Raw genomic sequence first — 22878 nt, 5'->3', positions numbered from 1 at the left:
AATTCCAGCAAGAGATTTGAGGCTCTTTTAGACAACCATCAGTACATCAATGCCTTGCATCAGCATAATGACTGATTCACTACGATCGATTTACGAAACAAATGTATTGGAAGGTACTTTGTGATGCAAGGTACTAGGCCTGATTTTTAGTATTAAGTGATGAATGGCACAATATCAAGGCTGATCGGCGGGCAGTAGCTGGCTACTCCCGATTCGCAGGTTTATTCAAATACCTTTCAATCAGGAAATTCAGGATAAGACTAAGGCCGCCGAACAAAAAAACCATGGCGAGGTAAGCTACCCCTTTGCTGAAATCATACATTTTATCGAGCCAGTTACCGGTGAGAATGCCGAGGGCGATGCCCACAAACAGCATTCCGAATTTGAGTGTAGGATAATATGCCTGGTTTTTATCCGTAAAAATGGAAGCGTCGGCACCTTTCTCGATCAGGGCTATACGTTCGCGGTGGCGCGTCATCAGGAAAACGTAAACGATCCCGAATATGCTCAGAAATGCCGCAACTGAAATAAGAACACCGCTCATGGCTCAAAGATGGTTAAATTTCGAATGTTACCCATTGGACAGCCGCGCCGCTTTCCTGGTTACAGTCCAGGTCAGATTTTTTTTCAAAAAAATAAACGGCCACGCTTGTAACCGGCTTACCCGCCGGGCTGTCTAACTGAAAGTAGCCACAGCATGCATGAAAAACCAGGACGACCGGATTCATATTGAGCAGGTAAAGCAGGGAAACCTGGCTTCGTATACCTACTTGGTCGACAAGTATAAGAACATGGCATTCACCGTGGCGAAGAAAATCCTGCCCAATACGCAGGACGCCGAGGATGCGGCGCAGGAAAGTTTCGTGAAGGCCTACATGCAGATCGGCAGCTTTGAGGGCAAGTCGAAATTCTCCACATGGCTCTACACGATTGTTTACCGAACGGCGGTTTCCAAATTACAGGCGCGGCAACTGGCATTGCAGCACATTGATGAAGAACTGGAACAAAACTACGATTACCAATACAGCCCGCCGCCGCTGGAAGCGCTGCAAACACGTGAACGAGAGCAGTTTGTGAAGGATGCGATCAACCGACTGCCCAAACTGGAAGCGCTGATCGTCACATTATATTATCTCAATGACAGCCCGATCGAGGAAATCGAACAAATCACCGGCCTTTCGAACAGCAATGTGAAAGTGAAGCTGTTCAGGGCGAGGAAGATGCTGGGTAAAGAATTGCATTTTTTGTTATAATGCAGGCACAATGGAACAGATCGAAGAACCCAACGAACCGAAATTCAAGCAACTCCTCCGCGAAGCCGGTGCCGACAAGCCAGCCGCCGACTTCACCGGCGCGGTAATGCGGCGCGTGGAGGAGGATGCCGCGCTGCGTGCATTGGTGCGTAACAGCGCCGTGGAGGCGCCATCGGCAGCATTCACCAAGCATATTATGGCGCAAATTGCGCCTGTGCCCGCGCCTGCCGCACCACGGCCGGTCATTTCGCGGCAAGCCTGGTATTGGATCGCCGCTGGCTGGGCCGTTCTGCTGGTGGCATGCCTGTTGGTTCCTGGCAATGAGCAATCTGTTCTGGCAGGCCGGATAAATGCCCTCTTGGTTTCCAATGACATTTTAGCGGGCACGGTCCGCGAAATCCCGCAGCCCGTTACGGCCACGATCATCGCCCTTTCTTCCCTCCTGCTGCTCGATTATTTCCTTCGGAACAACCGGATGCCCGTCAATAAAACGGCCGGATCGTAAGACCCGGCCGTGCGTTCATGGCTATTTCTTTATTGCTTATCCTCTGCGATTATAACGGTGCTCGAAACGCTGCTGGTAAGCAAACAAACGTTGGCGTTGTACGGGCGTCAGCACGGACAGGATTTCTCTTTGCTTGTCTTCTTCCAGTCTCTTCATTCCCTGGTAGGTTTGGTACCGCTTGTTTCTGCCGGTCAGACGATCGTATTTATTTTCGATCTTTTTGATCTGGTTCTCCTGCTTGCGCGACAGCTTCACGATCTCATCCAGCTTATTGATCTTGAACTCCTCGTAGGCATTGTCGGCACGGGCGTCGATCACCGCGGGGTTGGGTCTGTTATATCGCTGAGCGAAGGTATTTCCGGCTGAGGAAGTTACGATTGCGGCGATGGCGAAAATGAGCTTTTTCATGGTTTCCAGTGTTTAAATTGTTTGTTTAGGTCTTTTAGAGGCACTTTTCCCCTTCAAGTTTAACGCACAGGAAACACAATCTGCGAAATGTCACTGCCAGTAGACGGCCACCCCATTTCGATCGACGAAATGGCTTTACCGCAGGCTGGTTGGAATTGTTAAATGAACTTATTGTTTTTAAATTTGAGTAAGGTCAAAACTGAAAGCTATGTTGACGACAATCAAAGGGATTTATGAAAATGGCAAAGTAACGATCTCCGGCAGCCCACCGGTCCATTCGCGTACGGAAGTAACTGTCACGTTTCCGGACGAGAAGCCCAAAACCCTTCAAAAGCGCAAAGCAGGCGTACTGTCAGGAAAAGTATGGATGTCTGATGATTTCGATGAACCGTTGGACGATTTGGAAACTGGTGCTTCCCGATCCGATTGAGTCCATTTTTGAAAAAGCTATTGAAAACCAAATTAAAACGATACACCTCTCACCACCCCAGCTAACCGCATATCAGGCACTGCCTTTCTTCGAAGATCATCGCGATCCATTTGACCGCCTGATAATTGCTACTGCATTAAAAGATAGCCTTAGCATCATTTCGAACGATCCCAAATTCCCTTTATACCCCGCGGCACAAATCATCTGGTAAACGGAATACGCTACTCACTCCGCAACGACTTTACCGGGTTGGTTAATGCGGCTTTGATCGCCTGGAAGCTGACGGTTAGCAGGGTGATCGCTACCGCAAGGAATGCTGCCACGACGAACACTACCCAGCTCAGCTCGATGTGGTACTGGTATTTTTTGAGCCAGTCGTTCAGGAAGTAAAGGGCGATCGGCGAAGCGATAACACAGGATATAATGACGAGGTAAATAAATTCTTTGGACAGCATCGCCCACATTTGGGCTACGCTCGCGCCCAGGGTCTTGCGGATGCCGATTTCCTTCGTGCGCTGCTCCGCCGTGTAGGCTGCCAGGCCAAACAATCCAAGGCACGAAATGAACACCGCCAGCACCGCAAACACCCGCGCCAGCTTCCCGATCCGCTCTTCGGCCCTGAATTTCGCATCGTATTCCTCATCGGCAAATTTGAATTCGAACGGAGAGTCGGGATCGTGTTTGCGGAAAACGGCTTCCACTTTTTTCAGTGCCTTGTCCACCGGCGTGCCGGGTGTAAGTTTGACGTTGATCAGGTTGGCCCATTCATAATTGACCATAAAAATCGTCGGCACCGCCGGCTCGTAGGGCGATTGCATCACCATGTCCTTGATCACCCCCACTACATGCATCGGTTTGCCGTTGTATCGGATCGTTTTACCGATGATGCTTTTAATTCCGGTCAGCCTCACGGCCGATTCGTTCAGCACGAAGGCAGAAGTGTCCGTTGAATAATCGCGGGAAAAGTCGCGGCCTTCTATGATTTTCCAGCCGATGGTCTTGCCGAAATCGTGCGTACAGGCGATGGTCCCGAACAGCGGCACCGAGCCGGGCTCCATGCCCTCCCATTCAAAGCCGATCTGGTTCGAATAAATGCCGGTAGTAGGGCTCGACGATTCGCTCATTTCAAAAACAGCCCCTGTTTTGAGCAGTTCGTCACGCAGCGGATAATATTTGCCCCACATATTAGGCGAAATATTGATTTGCAAAAGTCCCTGCCGGTCGTAACCCACCGGCCGGTCCTTGGCATGCTGGATTTGCTGGAAAACGATGATCGTCCCGATGATCAGCGTGATGGAAACTGTGAACTGCATGACCACCATCACCTTGCGCGGAACGGCCGAATACTTGCCTACCCGGAATGTCCCTTTCAGCACCGACAGCGGATTGAACGACGACAGGTAAAAAGCCGGATAGCTGCCCGCTACCAGGCCCGTAAGCAATGCAAATGCCACCAGCCCCAGCCAAAACTGCCAGTAGAAGAATGGAAACCGGACATGCTTGCCGGCCAGGTCGTTGAATGCAGGCAGCGATATGAGTACGATCAGGATCGCCAGTAGCAGCGCAAACATGACCACAAGAAAGGACTCACTGAGAAACTGAAATACCAGCTGGCTTTTCAGCGAACCGATCGACTTGCGGATACCGACCTCTTTCGCGCGCTTTTCGGAACGGGCCGTGCTCAGGTTCATGAAATTGATACAGGCCAGCAGCAGCACAAACACTCCGATAATCCCAAAAAGCCACACAAACTGAATCCGCCCGCCGACATTCTGGCCGTCTTTAAAGTCGGAATACAGGTGCCAGCGGCTCATTGGATGGAGCATGTATTGCGGCTTGTCGGTTTTGGAGAATGCGTGGGGCATTTCCACGTCGCGGATTTTTCGCGAAACCGTCGCGATATCGGCATGGTCGGCCACCTGTGCAAACCATTGGAACGAGTGGTTACCCCATTGGGTCTGTGCATTTTTCACCCAACCTTCGGATTGCAGGTAATCGCTCCACGGCAAGATGAGGTACAGTTCGTTAAAACTTGAATTAAAGGGAATATCCTCATAAACGCCCGTCACCTTGACGTCCTTCTTGATATCCAGTTTAAGTGCCTTGTTCAGCGGGTCGGCGTCACCGAAAAGTGCCTTGGCCAGCGACTCGCAGATCACCACCGAACCCGGGTTTTTCAATGCATCATAATCGCCGCGGATCATTTTCAGGCCCAGCATTTCCGGGAACGACGGCTGCGCCCACATCCCGGTTTTGTTGATCTTCTTATCGCCATTGGTGAGCAAATGCCCAAAATTCCACGAAGCCAGCGCGGTATGCCTGAAATCGGCCGGGTATTTTGTGGCCATTTCGGTTACGGACGGAATCGAAACCGCGGTACCCGTGCCCGTTTGCCCGTTGAAAGTCTGGCTGATCCACGCCTGCACGACGCGGTCGTAGTTTTTGTGGTACTTGTTGTAAGAGAGTTCATCCCAAACCCACAGCCCGATCAGCATCGTGACGGCAATGCCCACTGCCAGTCCTACGATGTTGATCAGGGAATAAACTTTGTTTTTAAGAAGGTTGCGGAGCGCGATTACGAGGTAATTCTTGATCATGGCCAGGTTGAAATTGAGTTTAGAAATGCATTTGCCGAAAGATGTAAAATCGTACTTCCAAGTTGCATCCTAATGCACTCATTATTCACTCCTTAGGGCCGTTACGGGATTCGTAAGCGCCGCTTTGATGCTTTGGAAACTGATCGTAACCAGTGCAATAAGCACCGCCGCCACACCAGCAGCCACAAACAGCCACCAGCTGATATTGACTTTGTAACTAAAATCCTGCAACCACTGGTCCATAAAATACCAGGCGATAGGTGAAGCAATGACGAGCGCAATCACCACCAGCTTGATAAAATCGACCGAGAAAAGGCCGAAAATATTCATCGCCGATGCGCCAATGGCCTTCCGAATGCCCATTTCTTTCGTACGCGACTCGGCCATAAACGCTACCACGCCATAAAGGCCCAGGCAGCCGACGAATATTGCAATGGCGCTCAGTATCTGGAAGAGCGAAAAGAGCTTGGCTTCTTTTTCGTAAAAGCTGTCGAGCGTCTGGTCGTAGAAAGTGTATTTGAACAGATAATCCGGAAATGATTCCGTCCAGGCTTTTTCGATGCGGTGGACCTGGTCGAGCCCCGCGTGCCGATCCAGTTTCACGTTCAGCAGGCGGTAATTGTTTCGCATCGAAGCCATTACGCAGGGAATGATTTCCTGGTGTAATGTGTAAGTATTGAAATTTTTCACAACGCCCACGATCGGCAACTTGAAGTCGCTGCCGCCGATCGTCAGCCGCTTGCCGATGATGCCCTCGGGGTCTTTAAAACCGAGTTTGCGGGCAAATGCCTCGTTCACGACATATTCCCGCGCCGTATCCGACGGAAGGTACATCCTTCCCGCAGCCATTTTCAGTCCGAATGTGTGGAAGTACGACGTGTCCGCAGGGCGCATTACGATATCAAATTCCAGGAATTCGGGATCATTTTCGTATTTGAACCCGGTTTGCCAATTGCTTCGCGACATCGGCGTGAATGCACTGTACGTGATGGATTTAACTCCGGGAATGGCCGTTACCTTCTGGCTCAGTGTTTCCAGCTGCTTTTCATCCGGGATCGCGATGGTCACGATCTCGTCTTTTTCAAAACCCAGGTCCATGGATCTGAAATACTTCATCTGGCTGTAAGCGATAAGCGTGCCGATCAGAATCACTTGGGAAATCGAGAATTGCAGTACGATCAGCCCCCTCCGCAGATTAGTCTGGCTGCTCCCATTCTTGGTCATTTTACCTTTCAATGCGAGTATCGGCTGGTAACCCGATACCACCAGCGCCGGGTAAAAACCCGCCAGGAAAGTCGTAACAAGCGTTAATGCGATGCAGCACAGCAATATCCACGGGTCTTTGAAGAACACCACATTGTCCGCATTGATGTTGAGCGTATTGCTGATGTAGGGAAGTAATAACTGCGCGGCAATGAGTGCTACGATCACCGAGAAGGTGGTGATAATGCCCGTTTCGGAGAAATATTGGCGCAGTAACTGCCCTCTCGTGCTTCCCAGTACCTTCCTCACGCCCACCTCGCGCGAGCGGCGTAGCGCCTGTGCGGTGGCGAGGTTTACAAAGTTCACGCAGGCGATAACAAGGATAAATATCCCGACCAGCGACATGGTCCAGATCATTCCCTTGCTGATCGAGCGGTTCGCGTAGTTGCCCATTTTGGTGGCAAAATGAATGTCTTTCAACGGCTGCAAAACGAACCGCAGCGTTTCGGCATCCTTGGGATCGCGGTATTTTTTGTTGAATGCGAGTAATTGCTTTTCAAACTGCGCCTCGCTCACATGCTCGGGCAGCATGATGTACATCTGTCCGCCGCCGTAGGAAGATATCCAATCGTCCCAGTTCGTAAACGCGCCGAATTCTTTCAGCGAGCCGAACGAAAGCATGGTGGTAAAAGGCAAATTGGTCGTTGCAGGCGGGTTGGCAACGACGCCCGTCACGACGAAGTCCATCTGGTTTCTCACCCGGATGGTTTTCCCGATCGGATCGGCATTACCAAAGTATTTTAGCGCGTCTCCTTCCGTCAATACCACCGAGCCGGGGTTTTTGAGCGCTTGCGACGGCGAACCTTTCAGCCACCGGTAATCGAACATCGTGAAATACTCGGGACCGACAAACGCCACATTATAGCCAGGGTCCGAAAACTTCTTCTTTTCCTTTCCGTCCGTCACCGTAATCAGCGTCTCACGCATGCCGTATGTGCAGGCCACATGCTCCCGGATCTCGGGATAGTCGTTGCGGAGAGCAGCCAATGCAGGAAGCGGAATGCCGGCCGAGAACCCTTTTTCCCCATCATTAACATTCTGATTGAGAAGCCGGTAAAGGCGGTCGGCATGCTGGTGATGGCTGTCAAAGCTCAACTCGTACCGGACTGTAAAAAAGATCAGCAGGCAGCAGGCCAGGCTCAGGGTCAGGCCGGTGATGTTGATCAGCGTAAAATTCCAGTTACGCCGAAGGTTTCTGAATGAAGTCGTTAGATAATTTTTGATCATGGCTTCCTGTTTCTACTTCTGAATAGATGTCAAAATGGTCCGCTACTCGCTCCGCAGCGATTTCACCGGGTTCATCAATGCGGCTTTAATGCTCTGGAAACTCACCGTGGCGATGGCTACCAGCACGGCCACCAACCCTACTCCTACGAAAACCAGCGGACTGATTTCAATGCGGTAAGGATAGTGATCGAGCCACAATTGCATCAGATACCAGGCGGCGGGCGTGGAGATCAAAATGGCGATGAGCACCAGTTTTACAAAATCCCGGGACAGTACGAACACCAGGCTGCCGATGCTCGCGCCCAACACTTTGCGCACACCGATTTCCTTCGTACGCTGCTCCATGACGATCAGCGCTACTGCAAACAGCCCCAGGCAGGACAATATCACCGCCACCGCGGATGCCAGACTGAAAATCTGCGAAAGCCGCTGCTCCTCCATATACCAGTTGTTCGTGTTCTCATCGATGAACGACCCGATAAACTCCGATTCCGGCGTAATTTCCTTCCAAATGCCTTTCAGCTTATCCATCGAAGTGGCCAGGCTCTGCGGCGTCACGCGCACAAAGATGTAGCCGATGCCTTCGTTATTCGAAAGGTACATTGTAACCGGTTTCTTTTCGGCTTTGGATGAATACAGGTTAAAATCCGGCACCACTCCGATGATCTGATGCTTGATGCCCGCGGTATCTGTCTGAAAGAATTTGCCGACAGGGTCCTGCTCGCCGATGGCTTTGGCCATGCTTTCGGTGATGATCACCCGGCCCATGGAGTCGGTTGGATATGCAGGGTTGAACTCGCGGCCGGCTATTAATTTGATATTCAATGTTTTGAGATAATCATAACTAATATGCAGCCAGTCGGTTTCAATCTCACGTTCTTTAAATGTAAAACCAATAGAACTGCGGGAACTGCTTCTGTCGAGGCCCATACCGAGGTTCACGCCTGAGCCTGTAACACTTACCACATTCGGATCGCCGGCAAGGCGGTTTCTCATCCGGCGCAGCGCAGTTTGCCCGTCGACCTTGTTGCCGACCGGAATGCTGATCACCTCTTCTTTCTGAAAACCAAGCGGCTGGCTACGCAGGTGATCCACCTGCTGCATGGCGATGATCGTGCAGCAGATAAGCAGGCTCGAAAGCGCAAACTGTGCCACAATCAGCGAATTCCTGAGAATCCCAGGCTTTTTGAGCGATACTTTGCCTTTCAAAACTTGCACCGCATTGAACCGCGACATTTGCAGGGCAGGATAACCGCCGGCGATGAGGGTCACAAAAAGGAACAGGCCAACGAGCAATGCGATTTTGTCGGGTTCGAAAATGTAATCCAGCGTCAGCTTGGACCGGAATGTTGCGTTGAACGACGGCACAAGCAGGACGGCCAGTATCACACCGGCAAGGAAACCCAGAAAACACACCACGCCCGCTTCGCCCCAGATCTGGAAGAAAAGCTGCTGTTTCAATGCACCCAGCGACTTGCGCACGCCCACCTCACGCGCACGGATGAACGACCGCGCTACATTCAGGTTGATAAAATTGATACAAGCGATAAGCAAAATAAACAGCCCGATGCCCATCAGCGCATAAATCAGTGAGCCTTCCTTACCGCCGGATATTTCACGGTTAAAATGAACATCTTCCAGTTTTTGCAGGCGCAATGCATACAAATCGCCTCTTTCGTCGGGCTTTGCACCTTTCTTTTTAAGCTTCGTGACCGTTTCGGCAAAATATTTGGCGGTGAAAGGTTTCAGCTTTCGTTCAAATGCCAGCTTATCCACACCGGGTTTCAATTTCAGGAATATATTATGCGAAAATGCGTCCCACTGGTCCTTTTGCTGCTGGTAGCCGCCTGCATTCTCGCTGCGCAAAAATGCATCGAATTGCAGGGACGAGTTGGCAGGAAAATCCGCCAGCACGCCCGTGACGACGTAGCTCTTTTTACTCCCCTCCAACCCTATCTGCACGCTTTTGCCCATCGGGTCTTCCGCTCCGAAAACCGCTTTCGCCATGTTTTCAGTGATGATAATGCTGCTCAGGTCCTGGAAAGCCGTTTGCGCATTGCCCTGAAGAAATGGAAACGAGAAGATTTTGAAGAAATCGGGCTCGGTGAACTTGATATTCTTATCCAGATACTTGCCCTTGTACTCCACCACGTCCGATCCGTTGACTACCCGTGCGACGGCTTCAATCTCAGGATATTCGGCCTTTAATGCCGGGGTGATCGGGAACGGCATCGAGGCCGTGCGGTTCACCCGTTCGGGATCGTTGGCGAAAAAATACGGCTCGTAAATCCTGTCCTTGTCGGCATGAAAGTTGTCGTAAGAAAGCGCAAAGTAGGCCGTGAGAAATAGGAAAACGCTCACACAAAACGCCACGGCCAGGCCCACGACATTGATAAATGCATAACCCTTGCTTTTCCAAAGGTTCCGCAGCGCGATTTTGAAATAGTTTTTGAACATATGAAAGCTTTTTTATGGGAGGATGGAGGACTTCCTCCCTTTCCTCCCGATTCATCATTCCGATTTCAATGACTTTACAGGATTCGTGACGGCGGCTTTCACAGCCTGTGTGCTCACCGTCAGCAATGCGATAACGACGGCCAATGCACCGGCGCCGGCAAACATCCACCATTGCAGGGTGATTTTGTAGGCGAAATCATCCAGCCAGCGGTTCATGAGGTACCACGTCAGCGGCGTGGCTATCACGATGGAAATGACTACGAGCTTCACAAAATCGCCCGATAGCAATCCTACGATACTGGTCACCGACGCGCCAAGTACTTTTCGCACACCTATTTCCTTGATCCGCTGCTGGGCAGCAAATGCGGCCAGACCGAACAGTCCGAGGCAGGAAATCAGGATGGAAATGATTGTAAATGCATTCACAAGCCTGGAAGTGCGGGCATCGGCAGCGTAGTTCTTCTCGAAATCCTCATCCAGGAAAGTGTAGGCAAAAGGCTCGTCGGGCACAAGCGACTTCCATTTACCTTCAATAAAAGGCAACGTGGCCGCCGCATTCTTTCCTTCGATGTGGGCGATCAGGTAGTTGTGTTCAGGTTTCAAATTGAGGAAGAATGCGTAAGGTTCGATGGCCTTGTGCAAATCCTGGAAATGGAAATCCTTCACCACGCCCACCACCTCGACGCTGCCGGGTGTGTCGCCGCCATTGTTGAACAACAAGCGCTGCCCCACGGCCTTTTCCAGCGGAACGCCAAACTTCCGCAAAGTGGCTTCATTGACAACCATTTTATAATTGGTATCGCCGGGAAACTCGTTCGAGAACATGCGTCCGGCCGCCAGCTGGAAGCCCATTGCCGACATAAAATCCGGCGCTACCCAGTTGGTTTTCACTACATTGTCTTCATTCACCGTCTGCCCGGGCAAGTACACCGACATATCGCTCGGATTGAGGATACCCGGATAATATGCGGTGCCGGAGGCCGCAGTAATGCGGGAATCCTGCAAAAGTTCGTTTTTAAGCGCTGTGTAAGCCTTTCTCGACTCCGCGCTGCGGAACGGGATCACGATCTGCTGTTCCTTGTTGAAGCCCAGCGGCTGTTCTTTCATAAACCGGATCTGCCCCTGGATCACGATCGTGGCGACGACGAGGCCGATCGAAATCACAAATTGGAATACTACCAGCCCGCGCCGCAATGCCGTGGCAGATACCGAGTTGACAAACCGGCCCTTGATCACGTCCAGCGGGTTGAAAACCGACAAATAAAACGCGGGGTAACTTCCTGCCAGCAAGCCCGTGAGCAATGCCAAAAGCACGAATCCGCCCAAAATGTGCGCTTGCAGCAGATCGTCCACGGTAAGCGTCTTGTCGGCCAGCTGATTGAAAAAAGGCAGCAGCAAGGCCACCGCCGCCACGGCAATCAGCAGTCCGAGAAACGTAAGCACCAGTGACTCACCCAAAAACTGACCGATGAGGCTGCTTTTGTTGGCGCCCATGACCTTACGCATGCCTACTTCGGCCGCGCGTTTGGCGGAGCGGGCAGTAGCGAGGTTCATGAAATTGATGCAGGCGATCAGCAACGTAAATACTGCAATGCTGGCGAGGACGTACAGGTAAGTAGCGCTCGTGGTTGCGGACAGGATGCGGTCGATCTGGCTGAAAAGGTGGATGTCGCGGACGGGGAGCAATACCAGCTTTTTATCATATCCGGCGATTTTAAGGTCTTTCCGGGCATATTTTTCGATGAATGCCGGCAGTTTCGCCTCGAATGAAGCGGGATCGGTACCTGGCCTGAGGCGCAGGTAATGATAAAACATGTTGTTGCTGGTGAAATCATGCTCGGGCTGGCGCAGGTAATCGCCGATCCAGCCGACCTGGAATGTCACAAAATAGCGGGCGTCGATGTGCGACCGGGCACTCTCGTCGCGGACCACGCCGGTGACTTTGAAGTTCTGGTTATGCCCGGTTTTCCCGCCGACGCGGATTGTCCGGTTCAATGCCGGCTGATCGCCGAACAGCTTTTTAGCCAGCACATCGGACAGCACGATCGAATGCGGATCGTTAAGCGCCGCGGTAGGGTGTCCTTCCAGGAATTGGTAGGTAAAAACGTCAAAAAACGTCGAATCGACGTGTGTGCCTTTGGTTTCATAAAAAGAGAGCGGCGCATTGCCGGGCCGCTCCACGGTGAGCAGCGCCTTATCTTCCAGGAAATTCTGCCACGCGCGCGTCACCTGCACGATTTCCGGATATTCGGCTTTCAATGCATGCGCGTAAGGCGCCGGCGCGCGGGGGTTGTCCATTTTTTCGCCGTTCGGCTGCACATTTTCCGACCGGACCAGGTACAGCTCGTTCACATGCTCCTGGTGCTTATCGAACGAAACCTCGCTCAAAATATACAGCAGCAGGAGCATGCAACAAGTCATCCCGACCGAGAGGCCGAAGACATTGATAACGGAAAACATCTTGTTCTTCAAGACATTCCTCCAAGCAATTTTAAGATAGTTTCTAATCATGGCTAACGTTAGGGATTGCATTCCTCGACTTTGAAAATGAATAATTGTACCAGCGATGCAAAATGCAATTTATAGCTCTATGAATCAGTTAGTTACCATACATATAAAGTAACAAAGGTGTCCGAAAGTGGACACCTTTGTTCAGTAATGGACTGCGTGATTAATATGTTAACGGCTCTTGTTTCGTGCTCCATACCCGGATGATATTCACTTTCAGATTGGCGTCGTCGATGAAATAAGTGATTCTGATATTATACACCTCGAACGACCTAAAAGCTTTATCGCCATCCAGTCTGAATTGATCAGGCTTGTATCGCCTGGGTTCCGATTTGAGATTGTCAACGCATTTGACGATTCTATTCTTTACTTTCAAGGCGTTCTGGTAGGAATCTTTACGGATATACACAAAAATCTCCTTGAACTGAACCAGCGCAACGGTATCCCAGAGGATTTGATAATGCTTGTTTACCATCCATTAATTTCAGCTTCTGCCTGTTCCTGTGTGTGATATTGTCCGGATTTGATTCTCGCTAGTGCCTCATCCAGTTCCGCATTGTATTGCTCGATCGATACCCGCTCGCCGTGGTCGGGCTTTTTGAGTTTCAGAAATGTTTCGATAACACCCAGCAACGATTTCTTTTCGCCCTCGCCTAGTAATGGCAGGTAGCTTAATATTTCTGAATCTATCGACTTTGTGCTCATTTTCAGAAGATCAATTAAGAGAGTGGCATTGGAATGCCTGCATTAACACAACACTAACTTAATCAATATTCGGCAATTAACGTTCTAGCGGACCTGAGAAGTGGTCACTCGAAATTCGCGAACCATATTTTGCCCGATTTACTCCGACCTCAACGACCTTACCGGATCGAGCATTGCGGCCCGGATGCTTTGGAAACTTACCGTGAAGACTGCGATGGCGATTGCCAGGATGGCGGCTATGGCGAAGTAGGACCACGACATGGCGATGCGGTAAGGAAAATCCTGCAACCAGAAGTTGGCGCCATAGTAGGAAATCGGCAAGGCGATGAGGATCGAGATGAGCACGAGTTTGACGAAATCCATCGAAAGCAGCGTGGTAATGCTCGCCACCGAAGCCCCGAGTACCTTGCGGATACCGATCTCTTTCACCCGCATTTCGGCATTGAAAGTGGCAAGTCCGAACAGACCAATGCACGAAACGAAAATGGACAATACTGCTGCGAGTGTGATCATTTGTTTCCATTTCGACTCCGATTCGTAGCGTTTCAGATTGGCCTCGTCTTCAAACCTGTATTCGAAAGGCTGGTTTTTGACATGCGACCTGAAAATCTTTTCAATGGCCCTGATCGTCGCCGGAATGTCCTTGCTATCCAGTTTCGCGATGATCGTATTGATGCCATATTTCGGGTCCTGGGTGAGCACCAGCGGGTTAATGGTGTCTTTTAATGAAGCATAGTGATAGTCGCGAATCACGCCGATGATCTTCATTTTCTTGTTTTTCCACTCAAAATTCACTTCCTGACCGATCGGATTCTGTAACCCGGCACGCTTAACAAATGCCTCGTTGACAACGATCGCATCTTCGGGGTCAGTGGAGAAGCTTTTCGAGAAGTTCCGGCCTTTGAGCACCGGAATTTGCAGGATTTTCAGAAAATCGTCGCTCACGCCAATGTAGCCGAAGTCCATCTCCTGCTCGCCCACCTTGGCGCGCGTCCCGTTGTAATTACCATTGAAAGCGGCCACCGATGCTATTCCGGCCGTATTTTTCAGCTCACTCTGGATTACCTCCGTCAGGTTGGCGCCCGGCGCGCCGCGGCCTACACTGAAAATCAGCACGTTTTCATCGTTATAGCCCAAGTCCTTGCTCGTCAGATATTGGAATTGAGAATAGATCACAATGGTGCCGATCACGAGGCAAACGGATAATGCAAACTGGAAAATCACCAGGCCCTTCGTGAGATAATTCTTCCGCGACAGCTTTGTACGGTTGTAGAGCGTCTGCACCGGACTGAAACCCGACAACACCAGTGCCGGATACATTCCCGCAACCAATGCCGTCGAGACAAACAGTGCCACGTAGCCCGATACCAGGCCGGTATCCAGCAAATACGACAGCGCCAGCTGCTTGTTGGCGAGCTCGTTGAAAACGGGCAATGCGATTTGAGTAAATACGATAGCCAGGGTAAATGCGAGAAAGGAAAGCAGAAACGATTCGCCAAGAAACTGGTAAATAAGCTGCTTCCGCAGGCTTCCCACAACTTTCCGCACGCCGATTTCCTTCGAGCGGTTGAGTGAGCGCGCCACGGTCAGGTTGACGAAATTGATGCAGGCGATCAGCAAAATAAAGATGGCGATCCCCGACAGAATGTATGAATAAATGGGGCTGCTGCCGTGATCGAGGCCATTACGAAGGTCGCCCGCACTTTGCAAATGCACGTCCAGGAAGGGCATAAGTCCAAACACGACCTGGTTTTTGAAGTCTTTTTCCTTACCGGGCTCCGCGATTACCTTGCTTTTAGAAACCTGGTTCATTTTAGCGATTACCGCATTGAAATCGGCCTTTTCGTTCAGTAGCAAAAAGGTATTCATGTAAAAACCCATCCATTCGCTGTCCGTCCAACCCTTTGCTTCCTGGTATGCAAACGGCAGCACGGCATTAAACTGGATCGACGAGTTTTGCGGGCAGCGCTTCGCCACGCCCGACACAATGAATGGCTCGAAGTCATCTCCGGTTTTGAGCATCATTGTCTTCCCGACGGCATTTTTTGTGCCGAAATATTTCTCCGCCAGGTCCTCGCTCAGCACGATAGAATGAATGTCGGAAAGGACGGTTGCGGGATCGCCGGACAGCAGCGGCATGGAGAATACCGAAAAAAACGGCGCGTCGGCGAACAGCATATCTTCTTTCAAGATCTCATTCCCTTTTTTAACAACAAATGAATTGCTCTGCGCCCGGATCACCTCCCGGATTTCAGGAATATCCTGCTTGAAAGTGGGTCCGTGAATGGCGTTCGTGCTACCGAAAGTGCGGGTATCATCACCATCCAGGCTGGTGACCATCACGCGGTACAGCTGGTCCTTGTTCCGATGAAAGCGATCGAAACTGACCTCGTCTTTCGTGTATAGGACGATCAGCATGCAGCAGGTCAGTCCAAGGGAAAGCCCGGCGATGTTGATAAACGAGAAAACCTTGTTTCTCGCCAGATTCCGGACGGCGATTTTGAAATAATTCCTAAGCATGGCTAATGGTGCCGGTTGGCGGCGTTTATTCGGATTTCAACGATTTAACAGGGTTCATCAGCGCAGCTTTGATAGCCTGGAAGCTGACGGTAAACAATGCGATCAGCAATGCGGCAATGCCGGCAACAGCAAAATACCACCACTCCATATCGATCCGGAAGGCATATTTTTCCAGCCACCCGTTCAGGAAATACCAGGCAACCGGGAACGCGATAACCGCCGCCACCCCGACCAGCTTCACAAAATCGGCCGAGAGCATCCCCACCAGGTTGGTCACGCTGGCGCCCAGCACTTTGCGGACACCAATTTCCTTCGTGCGCTGCTCGGCTGTAAATGCCGCCAATCCGAACAGGCCCAGGCAGGAGATGAATATGGCCAGAAATGCAAAGTAGTTGGATAGCTTGCTCACGACCATTTCCGCCTTATACAAGTTCGCAAACTCCTCATCAGCGAAGTAATATTTGAATGGCACACCCGCATTGTACCGCCGGAACACCTTTTCGGTACTCTCGATGGCCTGCTGCGTTTTGCCGGCCTCCGCGCGGATCATACCTACGCCCCAGGCCTCTTTTTTAGGTTGCAGGTTGATAATGAGCGGTTCAATGGCCACGTGCAGCGAACCGATATGAAAGTCCTTCATTAATCCGATGATCTTCCCTTTCCTTCCCCACATGGTAAGCTCTTTGCCTACCGGGTCTTTATAACCGATCTTTTTAGCAGCGGCCTCGTTCACGAGGTAGTTGGAAGTATCGGTCCCGAACGACGGACTGAAATCGCGGCCGTCGAGCAGCCTGATACCCATTGTTTTGATAAAATCGAAACCCACCGGATTCACATTAAAAAGCAACTGCTTGGTGGTATCCTTTCCGGGCCAGCTCACGCCCATGGTGGAGCTGCCGTACGCGAGCGGGTTCGCCTGCGACCGTGCCACCGATTTGATTCCCGGCTCGCTTTCCAACGCCTGTTTGAATGCATCGAAGTTGGTAGTCATGGTATTTTCAATATCCGGAATGTAAAGCAGGTTCTCCTGGCTGAAACCCAGGTTTTTGTGCTGGATAAAGTCGATTTGCCGGTAAATGACGATCATCGAGAGGATCAGCACGATGGAGAGGCCGAATTGGAACACCACCAGCCCCTGCCGGAAATAGGCGGCGCTCGGTTTGAATTTCAATGCACCTTTGAGGATCGTAACGGGGTTGAGCGACGACATAAACAATGCCGGGTAACTGCCGGCGATCAGCCCCGTAATGAGCGTGAGCAGCAGCAGCAATGCCCAGAGCGTAGGATCGAGAAAATCGAGCGCTAATTGCTTTTCCGTCAGCGAATTGAAGCCAGGCAACAACACGAGCACAATCGCTACCGCCACCACGAGCGAGAGCAAGGTAATCAGCACCGACTCGCCCATAAACTGCCCGATCAGGCTCGCCTTATAGGCACCTACCACTTTGCGCAGCCCCACCTCCTTCGCGCGTTTCACGGAGCGCGCCGTGGCGAGGTTCATGAAATTAATGCAGGCAATAATGAGGATAAACACCGCCACAACCGTAAACATGCGCACGTACTCGATGCGGCCACCATTCTGCTGGCCGGCTTCCCAGTTTGAATAGAGATACGATTCGCCGTAATGGATCAGGAAAAGATCCACGTTGCTGTCTTTGTTTTTGGTTTTGATATAATCCTCGATTTTGGCATTCACCTTATCGATATCCGCATTCTTCGCGAGCATCACGGCGCAGCGCGGGCCGTTATTACCCCACTCTTTGGACCACGGGGCACCTTTCTGCCATACGTCGTAACTCATCAGGAAGTCGAACTTCATTGAAGAGTAACGCGAAACCTCGTCGAGCACACCGGTCACCACCACGTCATGCTTATTATCCACACGCATGGCTTTTCCGATCGGGTCCACGCCTTTGAAATATTTATCGGCAATTTTCTGCGAAATCACGATACCGTCGGGGCGCTTCAATGCCGTTTTCGCGTCGCCGTGGGTGAGTTTAAACGAAAACATCGTCAGGAAATCACCCTGCACGAAGCGTCCCTTTTCATTGTCGAACACATTTCCTACGAGCAAAACCGGGGTTTCCTCCCAAAGGATCTGGCTTGCCTTTTCTATTTCGGGAATATCCTTCACGATATTCTCGGCCAGAATGCCCGGTGTGGCCGGATAGGTGTTAATCTCCCCGGAATAATGCTGGTTCTCCATCACGGAGTATAACCGGGCATCGTTCTCATGGAAACGGTCCATTTTAATCTCATCCTGGACCCAAAGCATGATCAGCAGGCTGCAAGCCATCCCTAGCGCCAGGCCGAGGATATTAATGGAACTGAACGTCTTGTTTTTCAACAAATTCCGCCACGCGATTTTCAGATAATTTCTAAGCATACCGTTTGTTCATTGATGGTGGAATAAATAGGATGTGCGATGTGTTATTGGATATATTTGATTTCTGCTAATTCGAATGTTATGGAACAGGTCAGGAAAATCATTGTCCCGAAAACCAACTCGCTTGTGCTAACCCTGCCAAGAAACATGGTAGGAAAGCAGATCGAGGTGAGCGCTATGGAAATCCGATCCACAGATCCGATCGATATTGATACCAGAATGAAAAAACTCAACGATTCCCTATCCAAACTGAAAGTAGACCTTACTAACTGGAAATTTGATAGGAATGAAGCAAACAATTACGACTGACAAAATTGCTGTCGATACCAATATTCTTGTTTATCTCCATGAGGACACCGCAACTTATAAGAGTGAGATTTCTCAAAAGATAGTCCGGGGTGTACCAATTTTATCGAGTCAGGTAATCTCTGAATATATTAATGTATTACACCGATTGCTTCGTGCTCCCAAAACTGACCTTATCAATCATTGCCTGATCGTTACCGAATGCTGCACAGTGATTGGAATGGATCATCAAACAGTTCTTAAAGCAAGGGAACTAGTCATCAGGTATGACTTCCAGGTTTTTGACAGCATTATAGTTGCATCGGCACTACAAGTCGGATGTAATATCCTTTACTCAGAAGATTTTCAACATTGCATGGTCGTCGAAAATCAGCTAACCATCATTAACCCATATTTAGACTTCCAATAACTTACTCCGACTTCAATGACCGCACCGGGTTCATCAGCGCAGCTTTTACGCTCTGGAAACTGACCGTGAGCAATGCAATGACGACTGCCAGCAGACCGGCGGCGGCGAACATCCACCAGGCCAGATCGACGTGGTAGGCGAAGTCGCTTAGCCAGTGGTTCATGCCGAACCATGCGATAGGACTGCCGATCAGGATCGCAATGATGATCAGTTTGATAAATTCTTTAGATAGCAGCGCCACGATATTCACAACACTCGCGCCCAGCACTTTCCGTACGCCGATTTCCTTCGTGCGGCGCTCCGCCGTGAATGCAGACAACCCGAACAAGCCCAGACAGCCGATCATGATCGAAATGGCGGCAAAAGTGATGAATATCTGCCCTACCCGCTGCTCGCTGCGATAAACATTGTCAAAATCCTGGTCCATAAACCGGTAGTTGAATGGCTGACCCGGCGCCATTTGCTTCCAAAGAGCTTCCACCTGCGCCACCGTTTGCGGAGCGTCGCCGCCTTTCATGCGGAACACCACCGAACCCGAGCTTTTGTATAGGATCAGGCTTAATGCGCCGATGTTTTTTCGAAGGGATTCGAAATGGAAGTTTTTCACCACCCCGATGATCGTATAATCGACGCGCTTCGTCAATGCGGCGTCCTCGTAACCGAATATTTTCTTCCCGACCGGGTCCTTGTAGCCGAGCACCTTCGCCGCCGCTTCGTTGATCACAATGCCCGTCGAGTCGGAAGGAAATGCTTCGTCGAATGCGCGTCCGCCGGCCATTTGAAGCTGCATTGTTTTCACAAAATCGTAGTCCACGGCCCATTTCTGCATATTAATGCCCTTATCCTGCTGCATCTGGCCGACAGGAAAGAATGTATGGTCCGTGCGTGAAGATGGTGTCGGCAAGAAGCTCGTAACCGTTGCGCTTGCCACATTCGGAAGCCGCATCACCTGTTCTTTGAATGCCTTTACCTGGTTGTTCAATGCATACGCATCGTTCACAATCAGCATTTGATCTTTGTTAAACCCAAGCTTTTTGGTTTGAATGTAGTCCAGCTGGCGGTAAATGACGCCCGTGCCGACGATGAGCATCACCGAGATCACAAATTGGAACACCACCAGCGCATTACGAAGGTATCCGCTGCCCCTTCCTTCCAGGTGAATGGTGTTTTTCAAAACTTTCAGTGGCTGAAAGGCAGACAGGAAAAACGCCGGGTAACTTCCCGCAAGCACGCCCACGACGCCCGCGGTGAGCACTAAAATCAACCAAAACCACATATTGGCGATCGGAAAGGTGATTTGCTTGCTCGCGAGGTTGTTGAACAGCGGCAAGGCCAGGTAAGCCATCACAATGGCGAGTGTCAATGAAAAAAAGCTCAGCAGCACCGACTCCGTCAGGAACTGGCTCACCAGCGCTGAACGCTCCGAGCCCAATGCTTTGCGTACGCCCACCTCTTTGGCCCGGTTGGCCGAGCGTGCGGTGGCGAGGTTCATGAAATTCACACACGCGATCGCCAGCAGGAAGATCGCTACCACCGCAAAAATGTACACATATTGAATGTTGCCATTCGCATTGACCTCCGCCGTGCGATCGGAATGCAGGTGAATGTTCGTGAGCGGCATTAAGGTGTAGACCAGGTAATTACCCGACTTTCGCACATCTTCCAGCGAAGAGCCCAGGAAGCTTTGAATCCATTTCGAAGTGTATTTCTGCAATATCGTTTCGAAGTTCTTCTCAAAATCTTTGGCATTAATCCCCTCGCGGAAAAGAATATACGTATTGAAGTTATGGCTACCCCAGGCGTTCATCCGGCTTTCGTCGGTTGAGCTCATCGACAGCAACATATGCACATCGCGCATATGCGACTGCGCAGGAATATCCTGCATGACGCCGGTGACAGTATACGTCGTGTTGTTATCAATCATCAGCGCCTTGCCCATCGGGTTTGTTTCGCCGAAATATTTGCGGGCATCCGTTTCGGAAATTACGACGCTGTTAGGATTGCGGAGCGCTGAATGGCGATCGCCTTGCAGCATTGGCAGGGAAAACACCTCGAAAAACGTCGAATCCGCAAAGAATACGCGATCTTCTTTAAGGTTTTCAGTCGCATCCGCTCTGCGGACGAGCTGGCTGCCGTTTTCACGCAGCCTCACCACCTGCTCAATCTGCGGATAGTCTTTTTTTAATGTAAATGCCAGCGGGTCGGGCGCTACGGCAAGCGACATATCGGCACCGCCGAAGCGGATATCTGCATTAACCCGGTAAATACGTTCGGCATGCGCGAACGAGCGGTCGTAGCTGAGCTCATCCACCACATAAAGCGTGATGAGCAGGCAGCTCGCCAGCCCGAGCGACAAACCGAATATGTTCAGAAACGAGTAAAACTTGTGTTTACGCAGATTCCGCCAGGCAATTTTCAGATAGTTTTTAAGCATTCCTTCACGCGTTTACATTTCCATGCCGTTCCCCGGCAAGCCCATTTCGCTTTCAAAGTTCCGGATGATCTTCAACCGCTCTTTCTCCGATTTCTCGGCGGCATTCACGGTTTTTTCGTAGATATACTCATCGCCATCCTTCATGAATTTGTATTTAATAAACATTTCGCCCGTTTCGGAATTGTAGCGAACATGTTTGGAAAAGCCCTTAGGATCTTTGGAAACAGGTTCTTTGATAAATCCCTTACCCGAGGAGATCATTTCCGCATTCACTTCATTGGACGAGAATGCCATCGTCTCCGGCTCATCTTCCGACGGTTCGGGGGCAACGGGCGGTACGGGCGGCTTGGGGGTCACGGTCGCCACCGATTCGCGGCTTATGCCCTTCGGTGCCGGCAAATCCAGGTTACCTTCGGCAATGGATGATAGCACGCGTTCCCGCAACGCCTCGCGGTCTTCCTGGCTCATACCGTCCACATCGAACGTCTTGTTCACATCTACTTCCTTGCCGTCGAGTACGCCGGATACTTTAATCGACAGCTTTTTACCGTCGTCATCGATGCTTCTGCTCAGGTAAGCCCTTTTCTGGGCGATGGCCAGCGTGCTTACGCCGGCCAGTAGGATGGTTAAGATTTTTCTCATGGTTAGATTTGGCATATTGTACGAACTCGCTTTGGCACAGGGCCCCACATTGCATTCCAAAGGGCGGTTGGCCCCGGCGTCAAAAGTTCCTGCTATAAAGCGTCGCCAATAGCCGGAGGTTTTCTAAACATGTATTTTCTCGGTCACGATCTTGCCATCGAACAGGTTCACCACGCGGTGTGCAAAGCCGGCGTCGTAAGGCGAGTGCGTTACCATGAGGATCGTCGTTCCGGCTGCATTCAGCTGGCTGAGCAGGTTCATTACTTCCTCGCCGTTTTTAGAGTCGAGGTTACCGGTCGGCTCATCGGCCAGGATTGTTTTCGGGGTTGCTACCACGGCGCGGGCAATGGCGGTACGCTGTTGCTGACCACCCGATAGCTGTTGCGGGAAGTGGTTGCGGCGGTGCATCATATTCATGCGGGTGAGCGCGGCCTCCACCTTTTCCTTTCTTTCTGCCGGGGGCGTTTTGAGGTAAAGCAGCGGCAGCTCCACGTTTTCATAAACCGTCAGCTCATCGATCAGGTTGAAGCTCTGGAAAACGAAGCCGATATTGCCCTTGCGGATCTGTGCCCGCTGGCGTTCGGACATTTTGGCGACCTCCGTTCCGTAGAATTCGTAAGAACCTTCGCTGGGGTTATCGAGCAGTCCGAGAATATTCAGCAGCGTCGATTTCCCGCAACCGGAAGGTCCCATGATGGCCACAAACTCGCCATCCTTAATTTCCAGGTCAATCCCGTTGAGGGCAGTTGTTTCTACTTCTTCGGTAGAAAACACCTTGTGCATGTTGTTAATTTTAATCATTTGTTTTTTCTGGCTGTCGGCTATCGG

General features: G+C 50.9%; 18 protein-coding genes. 5 read left to right on the top strand and 13 right to left on the bottom strand.

Going from position 1 to position 22878, the window contains the following annotated elements; genetic code table 11:
• Positions 1-202 precede the first annotated feature (202 nt).
• On the bottom strand, positions 203-544 hold the full coding sequence (locus tag DFER_RS24190; protein WP_015814297.1) for a DUF6249 domain-containing protein: 342 nt from the start codon (positions 542-544) through the stop codon (positions 203-205).
• Between the two features lie 157 nt (positions 545-701).
• Between DFER_RS24190 and DFER_RS24185 the strand changes: the two genes are divergently transcribed.
• Together DFER_RS24185 and DFER_RS24180 are read left to right on the top strand one after the other, a co-directional pair.
• Complete coding sequence (locus tag DFER_RS24185) at positions 702-1253, top strand: RNA polymerase sigma factor (protein WP_015814296.1); 552 nt, start codon at positions 702-704, stop codon at positions 1251-1253.
• 10 nt (positions 1254-1263) lie between these two features.
• Complete coding sequence (locus DFER_RS24180; protein WP_015814295.1) at positions 1264-1758, top strand: hypothetical protein; 495 nt, start codon at positions 1264-1266, stop codon at positions 1756-1758.
• Between the two features lie 36 nt (positions 1759-1794).
• Here the strand turns inward: DFER_RS24180 and DFER_RS24175 are convergent, their stop codons facing one another.
• The gene (locus DFER_RS24175; protein WP_015814294.1) at positions 1795-2166 is read right to left on the bottom strand and encodes a hypothetical protein; all 372 of its coding nucleotides are present in this window, start codon (positions 2164-2166) and stop codon (positions 1795-1797) included.
• A 208-nt stretch (positions 2167-2374) separates the two neighbouring features.
• Here DFER_RS24175 and DFER_RS29710 point away from each other — a divergent pair, with 208 nt between their 5' ends.
• Complete coding sequence (locus tag DFER_RS29710; protein WP_083769163.1) at positions 2375-2596, top strand: DUF2281 domain-containing protein; 222 nt, start codon at positions 2375-2377, stop codon at positions 2594-2596.
• A 221-nt stretch (positions 2597-2817) separates the two neighbouring features.
• Here the strand turns inward: DFER_RS29710 and DFER_RS24165 are convergent, their stop codons facing one another.
• The 8 genes from DFER_RS24165 to DFER_RS24130 all read right to left on the bottom strand — a co-directional run bounded on the left by DFER_RS24165 (position 2818) and on the right by DFER_RS24130 (position 18259).
• A complete protein-coding gene (locus DFER_RS24165; RefSeq protein WP_015814292.1) occupies positions 2818-5193 on the bottom strand; it encodes an ABC transporter permease in 2376 nt (791 codons plus the stop codon).
• A gap of 81 nt (positions 5194-5274) precedes the next feature.
• Entirely contained in the window at positions 5275-7683 is a 2409-nt protein-coding gene (locus DFER_RS24160; protein WP_015814291.1) for an ABC transporter permease, read from the bottom strand.
• Between the two features lie 42 nt (positions 7684-7725).
• Positions 7726-10140, bottom strand: a complete 2415-nt coding sequence (locus DFER_RS24155) for an ABC transporter permease (RefSeq protein ID WP_015814290.1) — start codon at positions 10138-10140, stop codon at positions 7726-7728.
• A gap of 54 nt (positions 10141-10194) precedes the next feature.
• Positions 10195-12651 (bottom strand): ABC transporter permease, encoded by a 2457-nt coding sequence (locus DFER_RS24150; RefSeq protein ID WP_015814289.1) that lies wholly within the window; start codon positions 12649-12651, stop codon positions 10195-10197.
• Positions 12652-12811: 160 nt separating this feature from the next.
• A complete protein-coding gene (locus tag DFER_RS24145) occupies positions 12812-13123 on the bottom strand; it encodes a type II toxin-antitoxin system RelE/ParE family toxin (protein ID WP_015814288.1) in 312 nt (103 codons plus the stop codon).
• Complete coding sequence (locus DFER_RS24140; RefSeq protein WP_015814287.1) at positions 13117-13353, bottom strand: hypothetical protein; 237 nt, start codon at positions 13351-13353, stop codon at positions 13117-13119. The genes DFER_RS24145 and DFER_RS24140 overlap by 7 nt, the downstream gene beginning before the upstream one ends.
• A gap of 138 nt (positions 13354-13491) precedes the next feature.
• Positions 13492-15873, bottom strand: a complete 2382-nt coding sequence (locus DFER_RS24135) for an ABC transporter permease (protein ID WP_015814286.1) — start codon at positions 15871-15873, stop codon at positions 13492-13494.
• 25 nt (positions 15874-15898) lie between these two features.
• Positions 15899-18259 carry an ABC transporter permease gene (locus DFER_RS24130; protein ID WP_015814285.1) on the bottom strand — a complete coding sequence of 787 codons (2361 nt, stop codon included), beginning with the start codon at positions 18257-18259 and terminating at the stop codon, positions 15899-15901.
• 81 nt (positions 18260-18340) lie between these two features.
• On the opposite strand from DFER_RS24130, the gene DFER_RS24125 reads away from it, so the two are divergent.
• Positions 18341-18568: a hypothetical protein gene (locus DFER_RS24125; protein WP_015814284.1), complete on the top strand. Its 228-nt coding sequence runs from the start codon at positions 18341-18343 to the stop codon at positions 18566-18568.
• Positions 18546-18974, top strand: a complete 429-nt coding sequence (locus DFER_RS24120; RefSeq protein WP_015814283.1) for a PIN domain-containing protein — start codon at positions 18546-18548, stop codon at positions 18972-18974. Before DFER_RS24125 ends, DFER_RS24120 begins: the two co-directional genes overlap by 23 nt.
• 1 nt (position 18975) lies before the next feature.
• Here the strand turns inward: DFER_RS24120 and DFER_RS24115 are convergent, their stop codons facing one another.
• The 3 genes from DFER_RS24115 to DFER_RS24105 form a co-directional block, all read right to left on the bottom strand.
• Entirely contained in the window at positions 18976-21408 is a 2433-nt protein-coding gene (locus DFER_RS24115) for an ABC transporter permease (protein ID WP_015814282.1), read from the bottom strand.
• A 12-nt stretch (positions 21409-21420) separates the two neighbouring features.
• Entirely contained in the window at positions 21421-22050 is a 630-nt protein-coding gene (locus DFER_RS24110) for a hypothetical protein (protein ID WP_015814281.1), read from the bottom strand.
• A 123-nt stretch (positions 22051-22173) separates the two neighbouring features.
• Entirely contained in the window at positions 22174-22851 is a 678-nt protein-coding gene (locus tag DFER_RS24105; protein ID WP_015814280.1) for an ABC transporter ATP-binding protein, read from the bottom strand.
• Positions 22852-22878 lie beyond the last annotated feature (27 nt).

Source organism: Dyadobacter fermentans DSM 18053 (assembly GCF_000023125.1).
GTDB lineage: Bacteria > Bacteroidota > Bacteroidia > Cytophagales > Spirosomataceae > Dyadobacter > Dyadobacter fermentans.
The sequence above is the reverse complement of the archived record's forward strand: the minus strand, read 5'-3'. Positions and strand labels throughout refer to the sequence as shown.